General features: G+C 70.7%; 18 protein-coding genes. 5 read left to right on the forward strand and 13 right to left on the reverse strand.

Features of this window, described 5'->3' with window-relative positions:
* Positions 1-219 precede the first annotated feature (219 nt).
* Entirely contained in the window at positions 220-672 is a 453-nt protein-coding gene (locus RB614_RS36335) for a hypothetical protein (RefSeq protein WP_308717235.1), read from the forward strand.
* A 4-nt stretch (positions 673-676) separates the two neighbouring features.
* Here the strand turns inward: RB614_RS36335 and RB614_RS36340 are convergent, their stop codons facing one another.
* Positions 677-805 carry a hypothetical protein gene (locus RB614_RS36340; protein ID WP_308717236.1) on the reverse strand — a complete coding sequence of 43 codons (129 nt, stop codon included), beginning with the start codon at positions 803-805 and terminating at the stop codon, positions 677-679.
* Positions 806-906: 101 nt separating this feature from the next.
* Complete coding sequence (locus RB614_RS36345; protein WP_308717237.1) at positions 907-1,839, reverse strand: NADP-dependent oxidoreductase; 933 nt, start codon at positions 1,837-1,839, stop codon at positions 907-909.
* 135 nt (positions 1,840-1,974) lie between these two features.
* Between RB614_RS36345 and RB614_RS36350 the strand changes: the two genes are divergently transcribed.
* Together RB614_RS36350 and RB614_RS36355 are read left to right on the forward strand one after the other, a co-directional pair.
* Positions 1,975-2,550 carry a MarR family winged helix-turn-helix transcriptional regulator gene (locus tag RB614_RS36350; protein WP_308717238.1) on the forward strand — a complete coding sequence of 192 codons (576 nt, stop codon included), beginning with the start codon at positions 1,975-1,977 and terminating at the stop codon, positions 2,548-2,550.
* 88 nt (positions 2,551-2,638) lie between these two features.
* Entirely contained in the window at positions 2,639-2,854 is a 216-nt protein-coding gene (locus RB614_RS36355; RefSeq protein WP_308717239.1) for a hypothetical protein, read from the forward strand.
* 58 nt (positions 2,855-2,912) lie between these two features.
* Here RB614_RS36355 and RB614_RS36360 read toward each other — a convergent pair whose 3' ends face one another.
* Complete coding sequence (locus tag RB614_RS36360; protein WP_308717240.1) at positions 2,913-3,689, reverse strand: SDR family NAD(P)-dependent oxidoreductase; 777 nt, start codon at positions 3,687-3,689, stop codon at positions 2,913-2,915.
* Positions 3,690-3,816: 127 nt separating this feature from the next.
* On the opposite strand from RB614_RS36360, the gene RB614_RS36365 reads away from it, so the two are divergent.
* Complete coding sequence (locus RB614_RS36365) at positions 3,817-4,419, forward strand: TetR/AcrR family transcriptional regulator (RefSeq protein ID WP_308717241.1); 603 nt, start codon at positions 3,817-3,819, stop codon at positions 4,417-4,419.
* 132 nt (positions 4,420-4,551) lie between these two features.
* Here the strand turns inward: RB614_RS36365 and RB614_RS36370 are convergent, their stop codons facing one another.
* The 10 genes from RB614_RS36370 to RB614_RS44635 form a co-directional block, all read right to left on the reverse strand.
* The gene (locus tag RB614_RS36370; protein ID WP_308717242.1) at positions 4,552-4,773 is read right to left on the reverse strand and encodes a recombinase family protein; all 222 of its coding nucleotides are present in this window, start codon (positions 4,771-4,773) and stop codon (positions 4,552-4,554) included.
* Positions 4,774-5,101: 328 nt separating this feature from the next.
* Positions 5,102-5,344, reverse strand: a complete 243-nt coding sequence (locus tag RB614_RS36375; RefSeq protein WP_308717243.1) for a hypothetical protein — start codon at positions 5,342-5,344, stop codon at positions 5,102-5,104.
* 173 nt (positions 5,345-5,517) lie between these two features.
* Positions 5,518-6,462 (reverse strand): hydroxymethylglutaryl-CoA lyase, encoded by a 945-nt coding sequence (locus tag RB614_RS36380; RefSeq protein ID WP_308717244.1) that lies wholly within the window; start codon positions 6,460-6,462, stop codon positions 5,518-5,520.
* Entirely contained in the window at positions 6,459-7,253 is a 795-nt protein-coding gene (locus RB614_RS36385) for an enoyl-CoA hydratase/isomerase family protein (RefSeq protein ID WP_308717245.1), read from the reverse strand. Before RB614_RS36385 ends, RB614_RS36380 begins: the two co-directional genes overlap by 4 nt.
* A complete protein-coding gene (locus RB614_RS36390; RefSeq protein WP_308717246.1) occupies positions 7,254-8,510 on the reverse strand; it encodes a CaiB/BaiF CoA transferase family protein in 1,257 nt (418 codons plus the stop codon). It lies immediately after the preceding gene.
* Positions 8,507-10,687 carry a hydantoinase B/oxoprolinase family protein gene (locus RB614_RS36395; RefSeq protein WP_308717247.1) on the reverse strand — a complete coding sequence of 727 codons (2,181 nt, stop codon included), beginning with the start codon at positions 10,685-10,687 and terminating at the stop codon, positions 8,507-8,509. Before RB614_RS36395 ends, RB614_RS36390 begins: the two co-directional genes overlap by 4 nt.
* 18 nt (positions 10,688-10,705) lie before the next feature.
* Positions 10,706-12,757: a hydantoinase/oxoprolinase family protein gene (locus tag RB614_RS36400; RefSeq protein WP_308717248.1), complete on the reverse strand. Its 2,052-nt coding sequence runs from the start codon at positions 12,755-12,757 to the stop codon at positions 10,706-10,708.
* A 43-nt stretch (positions 12,758-12,800) separates the two neighbouring features.
* A complete protein-coding gene (locus RB614_RS36405) occupies positions 12,801-14,072 on the reverse strand; it encodes a hydroxymethylglutaryl-CoA reductase, degradative (RefSeq protein WP_308717249.1) in 1,272 nt (423 codons plus the stop codon).
* 123 nt (positions 14,073-14,195) lie between these two features.
* On the reverse strand, positions 14,196-16,181 hold the full coding sequence (locus RB614_RS36410) for a helix-turn-helix domain-containing protein (RefSeq protein WP_308717250.1): 1,986 nt from the start codon (positions 16,179-16,181) through the stop codon (positions 14,196-14,198).
* Positions 16,178-16,615 (reverse strand): DUF7737 domain-containing protein, encoded by a 438-nt coding sequence (locus tag RB614_RS44635; RefSeq protein ID WP_487379842.1) that lies wholly within the window; start codon positions 16,613-16,615, stop codon positions 16,178-16,180. Before RB614_RS44635 ends, RB614_RS36410 begins: the two co-directional genes overlap by 4 nt.
* Between RB614_RS44635 and RB614_RS36415 the strand changes: the two genes are divergently transcribed.
* On the forward strand, positions 16,581-16,820 hold the full coding sequence (locus RB614_RS36415; protein WP_308717251.1) for a hypothetical protein: 240 nt from the start codon (positions 16,581-16,583) through the stop codon (positions 16,818-16,820). The two genes, RB614_RS44635 and RB614_RS36415, sit on opposite strands and share 35 nt — an antisense overlap.
* Positions 16,821-17,554: the final 734 nt, after the last annotated feature.

The following is a 17,554-nucleotide window of genomic DNA, read 5'->3' on the forward strand; positions in this document are numbered from 1 at the left end:
GGCATCCCCGACCCGCGTTCCCCGGGATCGGCCGGCGCTCGGGCGGTCGACCTCATGCCGCGCGGCCGGGTCGCGCCGCCGCCGGAGCCCGAGCCGGTCGTGGTGCCGGCTCGACTGACTCCGCCCGTGTCGGTTGTTCACCCGACAGCCTCGCTACAAATCGGACCGTACGCTGATCATTCGCCGCACGTACACATGAGACAGAAGGAGTCAGCGCGAATGCCCACACGCAAGGCACTTGGCAGGATGGCGGTCGTCACCGGCACGGCGGTGGCGGCCCTGGTGGCCGGGGCCGGCCCGGCACACGCCGCCACCCGCTCCTTCGACACCGGCTACGTGGGCAGCGCGACGAGTGTCGGCCTCGGCTCCGGCTGGGGGCAGATCACCTGGCTCAACCGATCGGTGCAGGTCAACGGCACCGTCGACGACCACCTCAACGCCAACTACTACAGCCAGGTCATCTTCGAGGCGTGGGGCGGTACGAAGCGCGTCGACCGCCAGACCCGCAGCGTCAACAACGGCCGCCGGGGGTACGGCTTCACCCTCGACGGCAGCGCCTACCGGGGCGGCATCACCCGCGTCAAGATCGACGCCTGCGTCTTCCGGGCGGGCAGCAACACGCTCTGGGGTTGCGCGCCGACCGCGCCGGTCAACCTGTACCGCCCCCGGTAGCGTCCTACCAGCCGAGGCCGGCGTCGTCGTAGATCCGGTCGACCTCGTCGAGAACGCCTCCCTCCCCCGCCTCGCCGCCGGCGTGCCGGTGCGGGAGGTGGCCCGCGAGGTCGGCTACATCGACGCCTTCCACGCGACCGCGCCGCCCAGCGCATCCGCGAGCCGCTGACGCAGGTCGGGCCGCCGCAGACGTTTCCGCGCCGGCGCCCGGCCGAGCTGTCCCGCGGCCGGCGGTCAGGGAAATAGGATGGTCTTGCCCGGAAGCTCTCCGGCGACGGCCCGGTCATGGACGGCCGCCAGGTCGGCCAGCGGCCGCCGCTCGGCCACATCGATCGTCAGGTCGCCGGCGTCGACCCGGGCGACGAGCTCGGCGAGCTGGGCGGCATCGTTGCGCACGAGGACGTGCCGCGTTCGCACACCCCGCCCGGCGTCGTCCGGGCCCGGTGTGGTGGTGCTGACCAGGACGCCGCCGTCAGCGACCAGGTCCACCAGCCGCGCGGCCTGCTCCGGGCTGTCGCGGACCAGGTGGAGTACCACGTCGAACCGCTGCCCGGCCAGCGCCTCCGGCAGCGGCGTGCTGGTGTAGTCGACGATCCGGTCCGCGCCGCGGAAACGGACGCGGTCGCGGCTGCGCGGGCTGACGGTCGCGGTGACGTCGGCGCCAGCACGCTTGGCGAGCTGAGTGGCGTACCCGCCGACCCCGCCACCCGCGCCGTTGATCAGGATGCGCTGGCCCGACTTCAGGTCGGCGTGCTCGAACAGCGCCTGCCACGCGGTCAGCCCTACCAGCGGCAGTGCCGCCGCGTCAGCCAGCCCGACCGTGCGGGGAGCGACAGCCAGCACGTCTGCGGGTGCGGCTACGTACTCGGCGGCAGCACCGTCCGCGGCCGCCGGCAGGAACCCCACCACCGCGTCTCCGACGGCCCACCCGATCGGGCCGTCGCCGACCTCGGTGACGACGCCGGCCACGTCGCAGTTGGGTATGTGCGGAAAGGTCAGCGAGAGCGTCTGCCGCAGGATGCCCGCGCGGATCGCGACGTCCAACATATTGAACGACGTGCCAGCCACCCGCAGCACCACCTGCCCGGCACCGGCCGCCGGCCGGTCCACCTCCTCGGACACCAGGACGTCACTGCCGCCGTACGAGTGGTAGCGCACTGCTTTCACTATGCCCCCTCACCTCTGTTGCTTCGAAGTCGAAGCACTACCGAGACGGTAACTGCTTCGATTTCGAAGCACACCCCCGGCCCCGGGTGAGCATCACCACAATGCTTCGGATTCGAAGCGGATACGATGCGTGAGGTGACTGGTCCCCTGCTCGATATCGGTGACGAAGCGCCCAATCCTCAGCAGCTCGGCGCCTACTTCACGCTCATGGAAGCCGTCAGCCTGCTCCAGCACCAGGTGGAACAGCAGCTGCGCGCCGAAGGTGACCTCAGCTCCGTGCAGTTTCAGATCCTCACCAGCCTCGCTGCCGCGAACGGCCGGCTGACCATGACGCAGCTCGCCGATGGCGTCGTCTACAGCCGCAGCGGCCTGACCTACCAGGCCGGCCTACTGGAAAGGGCCGGCCTCATCACCCGCGGCCCGAACCCCGAGGACGAACGCGCCACCCTCGTCACCATCAGCGAGAAGGGCCTGGCCCTCGTCAACCGCATCCTGCCCGGGCACATCAAAGTGGTACGCCGCCTCCTACTCGAACCCATGTCCGACGACGACCTGCACCATCTCGGCGACATCATGACCCGCGTCCGCGACCATATGCGGGCCCAGCCGCCACGCTCGGCGGCCCCTCGCAAACGCAGCCCCAGGTCCGATTCACCGCCGCGAGCCACGGCCACAACCGATACGGCAGGCGGCGGTGAGGCGTCCGAGTAAGGTCAGCGCGGTTCGCAGGGTGGTCGGGACGTAGCCGGTGAAGGCGGCAGGCAGTACATCCTTGGTGGCCCCCGAGTCGCCTTGACGCGTGCTCGGCCATCGCCGCGCGTACGCCCACGCTGTCCAGAGTGGACTGTTGCGGGGTCCGGCGATCCTCCCCTCCCGCTCGGTCATCTCGCAGACCGGCGGCCACGGCGACCTGCGCGCAGCGCACGAGGCGGTGCACCGCGGCGTGAGCATCCCCGGGTTGGTCGCCCGCCCCGAGGTGGTCGACGGCGTCGACGCGGTCCGCAGGGCCTCGTGAGCACCGGCCAGCGGCGGGTGATCGCCACGGCCGGCGCTTGGTGCCCCGCGGTCCCGGCTCAGGCTGGTTCCAGCACCCCTCGGGTGACCCGCTTGGCGATCGCGGTGACCAGACGGCGCGGGCGGCGCGGCGTGAGGTGGGCGCTGGCCGCGTTGCCCAGGCCGGGCACGACATAGGCCTTGTCCCGGTCGAAGGCGCGCAACGCCTTGCGCACGACCACGTCCGCCGGCATCATCCGCCCGCCGATCGCGGCCCGCTCCCCCGCCGTGTCGAAGAACGCCGTCCGGGTCGGCCCGGGACACAGGGCCAGCACCCGCAGGCCACGACCACGGTACTCGCCGCGCAGCGCGAGGCTGAAGTTGAGCACGAACGTCTTGCCCGCCGCGTAGGTGGCGAAGTACGGCGACGGCTGGAACCCGGCCGTCGATCCTACGTTGATCACCCCGCCGCCGCCCCGGGCCAGCATGGCCGGCACCAACGCGCGGGTGAGTCCGACCAGCGACACCACGTTGACCATGAGCTGGGCGGTGTCCCGCCCGGCGGGGATCTCCTCGAAGCGCCCGGCGGTGCCGAAGCCGGCGCTATTGACCAGCAGGTCGATCGCGATCCCGATACCGGCCAGGTCGGCCACGATCCGGTCCGGGGCCCGCGGCTCGGAAAGGTCCCGGGCGAACACGTCGACCCGGACGCCGTGGGCTTGGCGCAGCTGGGCGGCGAGGGCGTCAAGGCGGTCGGCGGAGCGGGCGACCAGGACGAGGTCGTCTCCACGCGCGGCGAGCTGGCGGGCGAACTCGGCGCCGAGGCCGCTCGACGCTCCGGTGATGAGGGCGGTCATGAGGGGCTCCCCTTTTCCGATGTATCACGATACGTTTGCGCTACACGATCGTAGCCTTTCCAGATGAAACTGCAACAGTGGTGTAGCGGATACCTTGGTGTGCGCCACAGCGGCGTACCGTTTGGTCGTGATCGGAGAATCGAGAGCGGACGCCGCGCCGCAGGCGGGGCGGCCGCTGCGCGCGGATGCCGAGCGGAGCATGCGCGCCATCCTGGAAGCGGCCGAACGGGTGCTCTCCACCAACCCCGCAGCCTCGATGGAGCAGGTCGCCGAGGCGGCCGGGGTCGCCCGCACGACGATCCACCGGCGGTTCGCCAGCCGGCAGGCACTCATCGACGCGCTGGCCGACGCCGCCGTAGCCCACCTGCGCGCCGCCATCGACCAGGGACGGCCGGAGACCGCGCCCCCACTGGTCGCGCTCCACGAGATCACCGCCCGGGTACTGCGCACCAAGATCAGCTGGCGGTTCGCGCTCGACCTGCCCGCCAAGGCCGGCTCGGCGGCCGCCGAGGGCCAGCAGGACATCGCGCGCCGCTGCCTCGAACTGTTCGCCCGCGCCCGCGACCTCGGCCTGCTGGCGGCCGGCGCCGATTTGGAATGGACCCGACGGGTGTACTACGCCCTGATCGGCGAGGCACTGCACGGCGACGGCGAACAGACCGACCCCGACATCCTCGCCGGCCGCGTTGTCGAGACCCTCCTACACGGCGTGAGCCCCCGCGACCGATAGCCAGGGGCCGACACCGTGCACGATATGTCGGCCCGCGATCAGTTGCGGCTCAGAAACCGAACCGCTGTGCCGCGCGGCCTCGCCGAAGAGCCGAGCTGGAGCAGCACCGGACGCAGCCCGGCAGCCGCTTGGTCACCTGCACGCCCATTGGCCCCTGGATGCCTTCTTCTCCATGCCGCTGACGACCCGGTCGACGATCACGCCGCGTTCGAACTCGGCGAACACGCCCAGCATGTGCACGAGCATCCGCCCGACGAGCGTGGCAGTGTCGAGCGGCTCGGTGCTCGGCGCGCACGGTCTGCGGCCCGCCGCTCCGGCCCGCTGGAGGCCTAGCGGCACAAACCGAGCAGCCACGGATGGACCACTGTTCGGATACGAATGAAACGGTCAGCGGCTGGCCGACCATCCCGGACCCTACGGCGGACCCACGCCGTACAGCAGGCGGTCGCTCAGCCAATCGAAGACTTCCCGCGTGTCGGCGCTCAGGTAATTCGGTACTGGTCAGCTCACCGTGGACCGGGCCGTCGCGCCAGCCACGGGTTAGCGACGTCCACCTATCAACGCACCATCACCGCACTCGCTCTCGACTTGCGGCGGAGCAGTGAGGCTGAACCGGCCTTGGTGGATACGCTCGCGGCGTGGCCGGAACTGTCCATGCCGTATCGCGCCGCAGAGGAGACGGCTACCGGCAGAGCCAGACGCCATCTCCCTGGTAGGAGATCACCTTTCCGTCCGGCTGCCGGACGCGCACCACCGCGCCCTCGACCCAGACGCACTCGCCACCGTGCAGGACGAGAGGCTGCGGAAGCTCCACCGCCCAGTCGCCGGCCTCAACCATCGTCACGATCGTCGATCGAGAAACCAGCACAGGTTCGGTACGGATGACCCCGGTAGAGTCATCGCCCTGGCCGAGCTGCATCTGCACGGGCCGAGACTACCGAGTCCCGCCACCTGGCGGGCGCAGAGCGATGGCCGGTTCGGTGGCCGATCTCCCACCTGCTGCCCTCTCAGATCCTGCCCGATTCGTCTCCAGGCCGAGCGTCCAAGCGGAGGCTGGTGGCCATGCGGAAACACAGCGCTAGCCGTGGTCGGTGGGCGTCAGGCCTGGCCTCGGTCGTCGGTCGGGGCCATGGCGCGCACCACGCGGGAAGGACTCGGCCGTCCCAGGTGGTTTGCCATCCAGACGCTGGCCTGGACGAGTTGCTCAAGGTTGACGCCGGTGTGGTATCCCAGGCCGGTGAGCATCCAGACCAGGTCTTCGGTGGCGAGGTTACCGGTGGCGCTCTTCGCGTAGGGGCAGCCGCCGATGCCGCCGGCCGAGGCGTCGAACTCCGTTATCCCCGCGGTCAGCGCGGCGTGCACGTTGGCCAACGCCTGGCCGTAGGTGTCGTGGAAGTGCATGGCTAGGACGCCACGCGGGATGCCCGCCGTTTCCAGGTGTTCGACGAGCGCGAGCACGTGGCCGGGAGTGCCGACGCCGATCGTGTCGCCGAGGGACAGGCTCGTCGCGCCCATGTCGATGAGCCGTTCGGCGACGTGGACGACCTCGGCCGGCGCGACCGGTCCCTCCCAGGGGTCGCCGAAGCACATCGAGATGTAGGCCCGGACCGCGAGGCCCGCGTCGCGGGCGCGGCGCACGACCGGCTCGAACATGGTTAGCGCTTCGTCGACCGAGCGGTTGAGGTTGTTTCTGGCGAAGGATTCGGTGGCGCTGGCGAAGACGCCGATCTCTCGGACATTGCTGGCCAGGGCACGGTCGAGCCCTCGCTCGTTGGGCACGAGGACCGGGTGCCGGGCCGCGTCCAGGTCGACGCCGGCGACGACATCCGCGGCGTCGGCCAGCTGCGGTACCCATCGCGGTGAGACGAAGCTGGTCAGCTCGATGGTCCGCAGGCCCGCCGCCAGCAGGCGCCGGATGAACTCGGTCTTCACATCGGTGGCGACGAGGCGCTTCTCGGCCTGCAGCCCGTCGCGCGGGCCGACCTCGTAGATGCGGACGGCATCGGGCATGCCGGGCTCCGCGACCACGCTGGGCAGGTTCATGACGAGCCTGGACCCGCAGGTGTACGGGACGGAAAGTTCGGGCGGCGGCCGGCGTAGAAGGCCGCCATGCCTTCGCGCGCGTCGGCGGAGGTGAACGCCTTCTGCCCCAGCAGGGCCTCGTATCGGAACGCCTGGTCGCTGGGGAGGTCGGACAGGTACTGGACGGCTTCCTTGACGACGGCCATCGCCGTGCCGCTGTTTCGCGCCAGCCGCGCCGCCCATGTCATCGCCGTGTCGAGCAGCGCGTCCGGGGCGACGACGTCGTTGAGCAGGCCGAACCGCAGGGCCGTCTCCGCGCCGACGCGGTCGCCGCCGAGCATCAGCTGCATCGCCCAGGCGTACGGGATCTGGCGGGTCAACCGGACCAGCGTGCCGCCGGCAGGAACGACCCCGATGCCGACCTCGGGCAGCCCGAACTCGGCGGTCGCGCTGGCAATGCGGATGTCGGTCGAGAGCATGATCTCGAACCCGCCGCCGAGGCAGAGGCCGTTGACCGCGGCGATGACCGGTTTGCGCTGCCGCACATGCTTCTGGTGGGCGTCGTCCCACTCCGAGATGTCGAAGCGTCCCTCGGCCAGTGCCGGGATCGACTCGGTCAGGTCGGCGCCGACGCAGAACGCCCGTTCGCCGCGCCCGGTCAGCACCGCGACGGCGATCGCGGGGTCGGCGTGGACCTCGATCAGGGCCTCGCCCAGCTGCCGGTACATCGCCAGGGTGAGGGAGTTGAGCTTCTCCGGCCGGTCGATGGTGACGACCGCGACCGCATCCTGACGTTCGAGGGTGATGGTCATTCAGACGACTCCGGCCACGCGGAGTTCGGCGATGGACTCGTCGGTCAGGTCGGCCAGCGCCCGGAGCAGCACGTCGGTGTGCTCGCCGACGCGCGGTGCGAGGCCCCGGGGCTGGGTGGGGGTGAGGCCCAGCTTGATCGGTTGCCCGAACATCCGCAGCGGACCGAAGTCGGGGTACTCGACGTCGACGATCATGTCGCGAGCGGCGATCTGCGGGTCGTTTACGACCTCGTCCATGGTCTTGATCGCCGACAGCGGGACCTGGTCGCCGGCGAGCGCCTCCAGCTCGGCCTTGGTCCGGTCTGCGAACCAGGCCAGCAGCTGGGGCTTGATCTTCCGTTCGTAGACGTCGGGCTTGAACCGCTTCGCCATGGTGTCGGCCTCGGGATCGTCGGCCACCTCCGGCTGCCCGAACATTTCGCAGGTCAGGCGCCAGAACTTGTCGGTGTAGCCGCCGAAGAAGACGAAGCCGTCCTTGCACGCGTACAGCTCGTAGGGCTTGACGAACGGGTGCTCGTTGCCCAGCGGCGCCGGCACCCTGCCCTCCACGGTGTACGAGACGACGGCGTTCTCGGTGAGGCTCAGCACGGAGTCCTGCTGCGAGACATCGACGAGCTGCCCTTGCCCGGTCGCCTCCGCGTGGCGGAGCGCCGCGAGCGTACCGATGACGCCGTACATGGTCGCGGCGAGATCGCCGATGATGGTCCCGACCCGGATCGGTGGCCGGTCGGGGTAGCCGTTCATGGACCACAGGCCGCCGGTGGCCTGCGCGGAGTTGTCGTAGGCCGGCCTGCGCCGGTACGGCCCGGTCTGCCCGAACCCGGACAGCGCCGTGTAGACGAGCGCCGGGTTGATCTTGTGTAGTGCCGCCGCGCCAACGCCGAGCTTGTCCATCGTGCCGGGGCGGAAGTTCTCGACCAGGACGTGCGCCCGCGTGACCAGCTTGCGCAGCACCTCCTTGCCCGACTCCTGGGACAGGTCGAGCGTGAGCCCGAGCTTGTTGCGGTTGAACTGGGCGAAGAACGCGCTGAAGCCGCTGTGCTCGTCGCCGCCGAAGAACGGGGGGAAGCCGCGGGCGTAGTCCGGGTCCTTGGGGTGTTCGATCTTGACGACGGTGGCGCCGAGGTCGGCCAGGATCTGGGAGCAGAAGGGGCCGGCGACCACGCGGGAGATGTCGAGGACGACGACGCCCGCGAGCGCGCCCGGCGCGTTCCGTCCGGCCAGCAGGCTGTCCAGGCCGGCGAGCGGGGATGTCATGCGAGTACTCCTTCTGCGGACGGCGGTGGCTGCTCGGCGGCGACGCGGATCCGCGTCTCGAGCAAGGTTCCGCAGGTGGGGCCATAGTATTCGTCGATCAGGACGGCGGGAGCGGCGCGCCGGTCGCGGACCCGGACGCCGAGCTCGGCCAGCCGCGCGGCTGCGCCGGTCGTCCGCTTGACCGCGTCGGTACGCCAGTCTTCCGCCTCGCTGATGCGCGATCCGCTGGCCGGGCAGTACCACCACCCATCGGTGTCACGGCGCGGCGCCGACGCCGAGGTGCCGATCGCTTCCGGGCGGATGGGCACGCTCGGCTGGACGCCGCCGAGCCGGTCCGCTCGCAGTTCGGCCCGGCGGGCGGCGGTGTGCTCCTGGTCGACCTCGCCGTCGACGATGACCACCCCGTAGACGTCCCGGGCCACCGCGGCGGTGATGTAGGCGTCGTCGAGGTCGGCGGCGACGCGGGCGGGGTCGCGCAGGAGTGGATCGCCGTATCCGCCGCCGCCGGCGATCCACTGGACGAAGACGTCGCCGGCCCGGACCGTCACGCCCGACTGGTTGATCGCCAGCAGTTCCTGGCTTGCCGACCTGATGTCCCCGGGGCTTGGCACGACGGCCTGGTCCAGCAGTTGGGCGACGTTGGTCTCCCGCCAGATCTCGTGCCCGGAGCCGCCGGCGGGCAGCCCGCCGCCGAATCCGTCCGGCGGCACCTGGGCGCTCGGGGCGAAGACCGTCTGGGTGACGGTTTCGGCGCCGTGCAAGGTCCAGGCGAAGTCGAGACCCAACCCGCCCCGGAACGCGCCGTGTCCGGGGCTGGCCAGGTTGAGGCGCTTCCAGAGGTAGAGCACCGGGTAGAGCATCTCGTTCATCTCGACGTCCGGCAGGGCGTTGTTGACCTGGGTCATCATGCCGGCGCAGTCGAGGCCGTCCCGCTCCGGCTGGGCACCGGCGCCGATGCCGCCACCGTCCATGTTGAACAGCACGAAGAAGTCGCCGGAGTCGGTGTTGCCGGCCGAGATGCCGCCGGTCCAGCTGTCGGCCCAGACGCCCTGGCCGCGCTGGCGCATCCGCGGGTCGCCGCTGTGCTGGCACGCCTGGTTGAACAGCTTGGTCACCAGGCGGCTGACCCGCGCTCCGGTCGTGAGGTGGCCGTTGCTGATCGGGGCCGGCGGGGACGGGTTGACGATCGAGTCGTCGTCGACCAAGACCTCGAAGGCGGTCATCACGCCTTCGTTGAAGGGGACGTCCCAGGCGATGATCGGCACGACGGCGGTGGCGATGCTGCCGACCAGCGCGCCGTAGCTGCAGTTGACGAAGCCGCCGGTCTGCGGGCTGGAGCCGCGGAAGTCGAGGGTGATGTGGTCGTCCCGCTTCGTCATCGTGCAGTGGACGCGGAACAGGTCGTCGTCGTGCCCGTTGTGTTCGGTCCACTCGTCGTCGGTGTAGACGCCGTCGGGCAGCCGCCGGATGCGTTCGCGCACCACCTGCTCGGCCAGCTCGAAGCTCAGCCGGGTGTACTCCCGGAACCGGTCGAGGCCGAACTCCTCCACCGTGGCCAGCAGCCGCTTGATCCCGGTGTTGTTGCTGGCGACCAGGCTGCGCACGTCGTTCCAGTACAGGACCGGCACGCGCACGTTGTTGAGCAGCAGCCGGCGCACCGACTCCACGGGCTGGCCCCGGTCGAAGATCTTCACACCGGGGGGCAGGCGCAGCGCCTCGGCGTAGCAGTCCAGTGCCGACGGCGCGAACCCGCCGGGCGTCATGCCGCCGACGTCGACGAGGTGGGCCTGGGACTGGGCCCAGCCGATCAGCTCGTCGCCGTAGAAGATCGGGGAGATGACGTTGGTGTCCGGTGGGTGGCTGGCACCGGCGGTGTGCGGGTCGTTGCTGATGAAGGCGTCGCCGGGGTGCAGCGGCTCCCCCGCGACGGCTTTGATCAGGTTCTGGACGGCCACGCTGCCGGAACCGATGTGGAACTGGACGTAGTCGGAGTACGACCAGATCCGGCCCTCGGCGTCGAAGAGGGCGGTGTTGAGGTCTCCGGCCTCGGTGATGACCGGTGATCCGGAGGACCGGATCATGGCGATCCCCATCTCCTCGACGATGGAGTCGAGGCGCATGCGCACGACCTCGAGGGTCACCGGGTCGTATCCGGTGGGAATGCTGGTCGATGCCATGATCTCTCCTTCGGGCGGTCAGGCGTTGTCGAGGCGGATGAGGAAGTGACCGCCGTCGACCACCTCGACGGTCGCTCGGGCGGGAACGAAGACGGTCGTGTCGGGCTCTTCGAGCAGGCAGGGACCCTTCGCCTTGCCGACCGCGCGGAATCCACGGTGTACCTCCACGGTCAGCGGCTCCGCGGTGGCCGGGTCCACGATCCGCCTGGTGTCGACACGGTGTTCCTCGACGTCGGCGTCATCCAGGATGTGCTGCGAGTCGGTCCGGCCGATGCCGCGAACCCGGCTGTTGACCAGGAGGATCTCCGCCTCGGTCCAGGCTGTGCCGGAACCGAACTCCGCCTCGTAGTCGGCGATGAAGCGGCGCCGAAGGTCGTCCTTGTCGTCCTCGCCGAAGCTGTCACCGGAGAGCCGGGTGGTGACCTCGAAGATCTGGCCGGCGAACTTCATGTCCGCCTCCCGGTAGAGCTCGCGCCGCTCGTGCGGGATGCCCTCGGACTCGAACCACGACCGGGTGCGTTCCTCCAATGCCTGGAACGACTCTTCCAGCCGTTCGGCCGGTTGGTCGAAGGTCCACGGCGAGGTCTGGACGGCGGAGAAGACCGAGTCGGCGTGCATCAGCCCGAAGGCGGAGAAGACCGCCGCGTTGCGCGGCAGCACGATCTCGCTCACCCCCGTCTCGGCCGCGATGGCCGCCGCGAACAGGCCGCAGGCGCCGCCGAACCCGACGAGCGTGAACTCTCGCGGGTCGTGACCGCGGTTGACCGTGACCTTGCGCAGGGCGTTGGCCATCTGCGACGCGGTCAGCCGGTAGATGCCCGCGGCCGCCTCCTCCTCGGTCAGGCCGAGCGGTCCGGCGACCTCGGCGCGCAGGGCCTCCCGGGCCTTCTCCGGGTAGAGCGGCACCGACCCGCCGAGGTAGTAGCCGGCGTTGATCAGGCCCAGGACGAGCGCCGCGTCGGTGACGGCCGGGCGGTCGCCGCCCTTCCCGTAGCAGGCCGGCCCGGGTGTGCTGCCGGCAGAGTGCGGGCCCACGCGCATGACCCCGCGGCCGTCGACCCAGGCAACGCTGCCGCCGCCGGCGCCGATCGTCTCGATGTCCACGGCGGTGAGGCTGGTCTGCAGCCCGCCGATCTGCGCGCGCGGAAGGACCCGCAGCTGGCCGTCGATGATGGCTGCCGCGTCGAGGCTGGTGCCGCCCATGTCGGCGGTGAGGACGCTGCGCCGGCCCAGCTGCTGGCCGAGCAACCGCGCGCCGGTGACGCCGCCGACCGGCCCGGAGTTGAACATGGCGATCGGCGCCTTGCCGGTCTCCTCGACGGACAGGAAACCGCCGTGGACCTGCATGATCTGTATCCGCTGCCGCAGGCCACGCGCGGCCAGCTCCTTGGCGAGGTGGTCGAAGTGTTCGGCGACCAGCGGCTTCACGGCGGCATCCAGCGCGGTGGTGACCATGCGCTCGTACTCGCGGTAGACCGGTGTCAGCTCGCTGGACAGCGTGTAGGGCACGCCGGGGTGGTGGGCATCAAGGTATCGGGCGATCGCCCGCTCGTGGGCCGGGTTGCGGAAGGACCACAGCAGGCAGACGGCGAGCGACTCGGCGCCCGCGGCGAACACCGCGTCCACGGCCGCGGCAATGCCCGCCTCGGCCAGCGGCACCAGGACGTTCCCGCGTGCGTCGACCCGTTCGGGCACCTCGACGATCCGGCGGCGGGCGACGATCTCGGGCGCCGGCGCCATAGCGTGCGGATCGCGCTCGTCGGTACGCGCCGAGCGGGCGATCCGCAGGGTGTCGCGGAAGCCCTGCGTGGTCAGCAGCCCCACGGGTGCGTACTTCTGCTCGTCGACGGCGTTGGTGACGATCGTGTTGCCCAGCACCAGCCGGTCGACGGCGGTGAAGAAGGCCCGCTCCGGCATGCCGAGGCGCTCCTGGAGAACGCCCAGGGCGGCGAGGATCCCGCTGGTGACGTCCTTGGTCGAGAAGGCCTTGCCACGCACGGCACGGCCGTCGATGACGGCGACAGCGTCCGTGAAGGTCCCGCCGACGTCGATACCCACGTACAGAGTCATGTCTCTCCTTCGGGAACGGTGCTTGGCGGAGCCGGCGGCCGGGTCACCGAGCCCCGCGCAGCTCGGCGAGGACCCTCTCGGCGTGCTCGCTGCGAATGGCGCGGTCGCTGATCAGCCGCGCGACGACCTTGTCGACCTCGTCGCCGCTCGCACCGGCGGTCACCGCGATGTTGCGGGCGTGCAGCGACATGTGGCCGCGCTGGATGCCCTCGGTGGCGAGGGCCCGCATCGCGGCGAGGTTCTGCGCCAGCCCGGTGGCGACGACGACGTCGGCCAGCTGCTGGGCGGTGGTGACGCCGAGGATGGCCAGGACGGCCCGCGCCACCGGGTGGGCCTTGGTGGCGCCGCCGACGAGACCGACCGGCATCGGCAGTTCGAGGACGCCGACGAGGTTGCCGTCGGCGTCCTTCTCGTAGTGCGACAGCGAGGTGTACCGGCCGTCCGGGCCGACGGCGTGCGAGTGCGCGCCGGCCTCCACCGCGCGGGTGTCGTTGCCGGTGGCGAGCACGACCGCGGTGACGCCGTTCATGATGCCCTTGTTGTGCGTGGCGGCCCGGTAGGGGTCGGCCTCGGCCAGCGCGGCGGCGTGTACGAGGTTGTCGACGACCTCGGCGCCGCCGAGGCTCTTGGCGTCGAAGACGGCACGGGCCCGGGTGACGCGAAGGTCGGCCTTGTTGGTGAGGATGCGCAGCAGCGGTCGTCCGCCGGCGACCTCACCGACGCGGGCGGCGACGGCCTCCGCCATCGTGTTCACCGCGTTCGCCCCCATCGCGTCCCGGACGTCGACCACCAGGTGCGCGACCACGTACGTCTGCACCGGGGAGCGGACCAGTCGGACCAGCAGCTCACGCGCGCCGCCGCCGAGCCCGGTCAGCACCGGGTCCTGGTCGTTGGCCAGCCGGAGGATCTCGTCCGCGGCCTCCAGCAGCCGGGCGCGAGCGGCCTCCGGGTCGACGACGTCGAGCACCTGCACCTGGGCCTGCATCAGCGGTGCGGTGCTCGAGGTGGTGAAGCCTCCGCGCACGCGGGCGATACGGGCGGCGTTGCTGGCCGCCGCGACCACCGACGCCTCCTCGGTGGCCATCGGCACGAGTACGTCGCGGCCGTTGACCGTGAAGTTGGTGGCCACACCGACCGGCAGGCCCATCACGCCGATGACGTTCTCGATGAGGTGATCGGCCTGCTCCACCCGCAGACCGGACACGGGCTCCAGCACGTCGAGGTACGCCAGCTCGACGCCGGCGTTCTCCGCGACGAGCTGGCGCCGCTCCTCGACCGTACGGTCCCGCAACCCGGCCAGCCTGCTGGTGGTCATCGCTCCTCCTCGCGCTGGTTCCCGCATGTCAGCCAACGCTAGGAGCAGGTGATCTGCACCACCATGGATCAGAGATCCAGTGTCAAGCCGCCTTACCTAGATGTTTCGTCCAGGTTACGGCGTTCAGGTGGTCGCCAAGCGGTGCAGCCGCACCGCGATGGCCAGGCGGAACCGCCGCTCCGGCGTGCGCCAATCCGCGCCCAGCAGCTCGTCGAGCCGCTCCAGCCGCTGCAACACCGTGTTCACGTGGACGCCAAGCGCGCGGGCCGTCCGGGCCGGACTGCCCTGCTGATCGAGGTACACGGCCAGCGTCTCCAGCAGGTCGGTATGCCGCTCGCTGTCCCAGGTGAGCACCGGGCCGATCAGCTCGCGGGTGAACGCCTTGACGTCCACGGCGCTGTCACCGAACAGCGCGAGGTACGGCGCGTAGGCGTCGACACTGGTGACGCCGGACGCCACACCGAGACGATCCAGCAGCCGTACGCAGTCGGCCGCCTGGGACCACCGGTGGGCGAGATCGTTCAACGCTCCGGGACGGCCGACGACGACGAGCGCCTCACGGCCGGTCGCCGCACGCACCCGCCGGGCCACGGCCGCGCCGGCCCGCTCGCCGCTCTCGTCGGCGGAGAGCACGGCGACCAGCGAGCCCCGCTCACCGGCGAGCAGCGCGACAGCCCGGTCCTGCAGGGCCCGCACGGCCGCCGACCGGTCGTCGTCGCGGACCCACACGGCGATGGGCATGCGCGCGGCCTGCAGATCGACGTGGCGGGCCCGGGCCCGCTCGCGCAGCCGCGCGTCGTGCGGCCGCGACGGATCCAGCAGGTCGGCGAGCAGCTCACCACGGACCTGCTCCTCGGCGCGTACGACGGCGTCCTGCTGCAGCGTCTGCAGCGCCAGGATGAGCCCGGCACGCTCGACAGTGCGCTTGTCGACCGCGCCGAAGGCCTCCGCACCCGGGCCGACGATGATGGCGCCCAGCGTCGACCGCCCCGCCACCGCCGCCGCCACGCCGTACACCTCGGCCGAGGGCACCTCGACGAGCTGACCCGACCGGCTGCTCTCGTCGACCGCCGCGGCGATCGCGGTGGTGGACCTGAAGGACAGCGGGACCGGGCTGCCGCTCGCGTCGGTCGCGGCCACCGCCGTCAGTGAACGGTCGGTGATCACCACGGCGCGGTGCAAAGCACGGCTGAGGGTGACGGCGATGCCCCCGGCGTCCCCGCCGCCAAGCACCACAGCGGTGAGCTCCTCGTGCACCTGCGCGGCCCGCTCCACCGCGGCCGCGTGCCGCGCCGCCTCGGCCGATGCCTGCTCGGCCTCGCGGGCGGAGCGATGGGCGATCTCCAACAGCTCGACGGTCTGGAGCACAACCGCCGCGTGATCGGCGAAGGCGGACAGCAGCGCCACCTCGTCGGCGGTGAAGCGGTGGTCGCTGCGGTAGGCGGCGAACAGCACGCCGAGCACCTCGCTTCCGGCCAGCAACGGCACCCCGAGCAGCGAGACCAGGCCTTCGCCCGCCACCGCGGCGTCGATCTGCGGGTCGTGGCGGACCTGTGCGGTCTGGTAGCCACTGATCCAGCGCGGCGCCCGGGTCTGCACCACCTCGCTGGCCAGGCCCGCGCCCGGCGGGACACGCAGCCGTCGAAACGCGTCGGTGATCGCCCCCAGCGTCGAGCTGACCCGCAGCTCACCGGTTCCCTCGTCGAACTCCGACAGGTACATCACGTCGCTGCCCACCAGATCGTGAGCGCGTTGCACCAGCCGATCCAGCAGCGGGCCGACACTGCGCAGCTCGGCCAGCTCCCGGGCGCTGGAAAACAACGCCGACAACTGCTGGTCGCGGCGCCGCCATCGGCTGACCGCGGCGTGCGCCTCGCCGACCCGGCGCCGCAACTCGGCGCCCTGCGCCGCCGTGCCACCCTCGGTCAACCGGTCCAGCACATCGGCTGGGATCTCCTGACCTGCCGTCAACCCGTCGAGCAGTGCCAGCACGACATCAACACCGCCGGTCTTCGGCCGCCGGCCCCGCACCGCCGCCAGCTTGCTGGACGGATCGACCATCAACCGCCCCTCCGGAGTAGATGACTCATACATGATCGCATACGTCACGTCGTTCCTTCCGAAATCCACCACGGCGCCGGCCGTAGCAGCCGCTGTCCAGCCAGCGGCGGCGTGGTCCCCTGCCGCTGGCGGCGGCGCGGTGGAGTTGGCTGCGGATCGTCGGATCGGTGATCTTGCGGTCGTCGGCGAGGAGGAATGCCTTGCTCAGCGTGCGGTTCCATCAGGATGTAGCCGGAGCCCAGGTGGATCTTGTATGTGCACAGGTCGCCGCGGACCCTCAGGAACCGGCCGGCGATCTCGCACCGGGTGGCGATGGCGAGCCTGGGCAGCAGCCGGGTGAGCAGGTCCCGGCGGGTCCGGGCGGTCTGGGAAAGCTCGCCGAAGCTGTAGCCGGTCCAGTACTCGCGGAACCGACCCTCCGGGCCGCCGTCGGACCAGGTCGGGTCGTTGCCGACGCTGGCGACGCCGATGAACGGGGCGATGTCCGTGCGGCCGGGCCCTAGACAGCGGGAAGGCCGCCGTGACCCGGACGACGACCTCGTCCCCGCAGCGCCGGCCGCCCACGGCGCGGCGATCGGAGCCCCCGCCGGCCAGCACACGGCACGCCGTCCGCGACATGACCGGACGGCCGCCGAACTGAGCTACATCGTCACCTTCGGTAGCGAGCGGATCGCGACAGAAGAGTGAGCCTGCTGTCAGGCCGGACACGCCGCATCGGTCTGCTTGTGCCGCCTCCTTGAGACGCTTCGGGCATGTCTTTGCCAATATCGTGATGCCTAATGATCAACCGATCAACCCGCGGCGTCAGTCCGGATGTTCGACCAATTTAATTCCATAGTCTCACCCTCAGAACAGGAAGTTGTTGGATACCAGTCGCCGGATCAACCCTGACGATGCCGCTGACATGTGGATTTCGCCGGAGTGTCGGTAGTTCGATTTGGGTCCGTACGGTGTCGATCCGAGCATTGTCCGGCAGAATCACTCGGACGAGACCCTTGGCGTGGGCTGCGAAGCGTGCGGAGACCATCATCCACGCCTCGGCGACCTCGGGGTTGTTGGGATCCCAGGAAGGCATCGTGATGCCGCGAGACCTGGTCAGGCCCTCCAGAGTGGTCCCGCCCATACTCTCAGCGATGACGTCCGCCTCCGATTCAGCCTGGCGATGTGGCCGGCCGGGAACAGGGTCTCGACCTCACCTGCCGAGTTGACGGCAAACCGCGGCCGGACGGTGCCGCCACAATTGTGGACAAGGACGGGGTGCCTAGGACGGCGCGGTCGATCGATCGGCCCAACGCCCGCAGCATGACTACTCCTACCTCCGCAAGGTTGAGGGTCTCCAACCAACCCGGGGCGGCTCGGTATCTCGCGGCTTGCGCGATGAGCAGAAGAAGTAGCGGGTAGACCGGAGAACGGGGCTGCGG

It is taken from the genome of Phytohabitans maris (assembly GCF_031085175.1).
GTDB classification, from domain to species: Bacteria; Actinomycetota; Actinomycetes; order Mycobacteriales; family Micromonosporaceae; genus Phytohabitans; species Phytohabitans maris.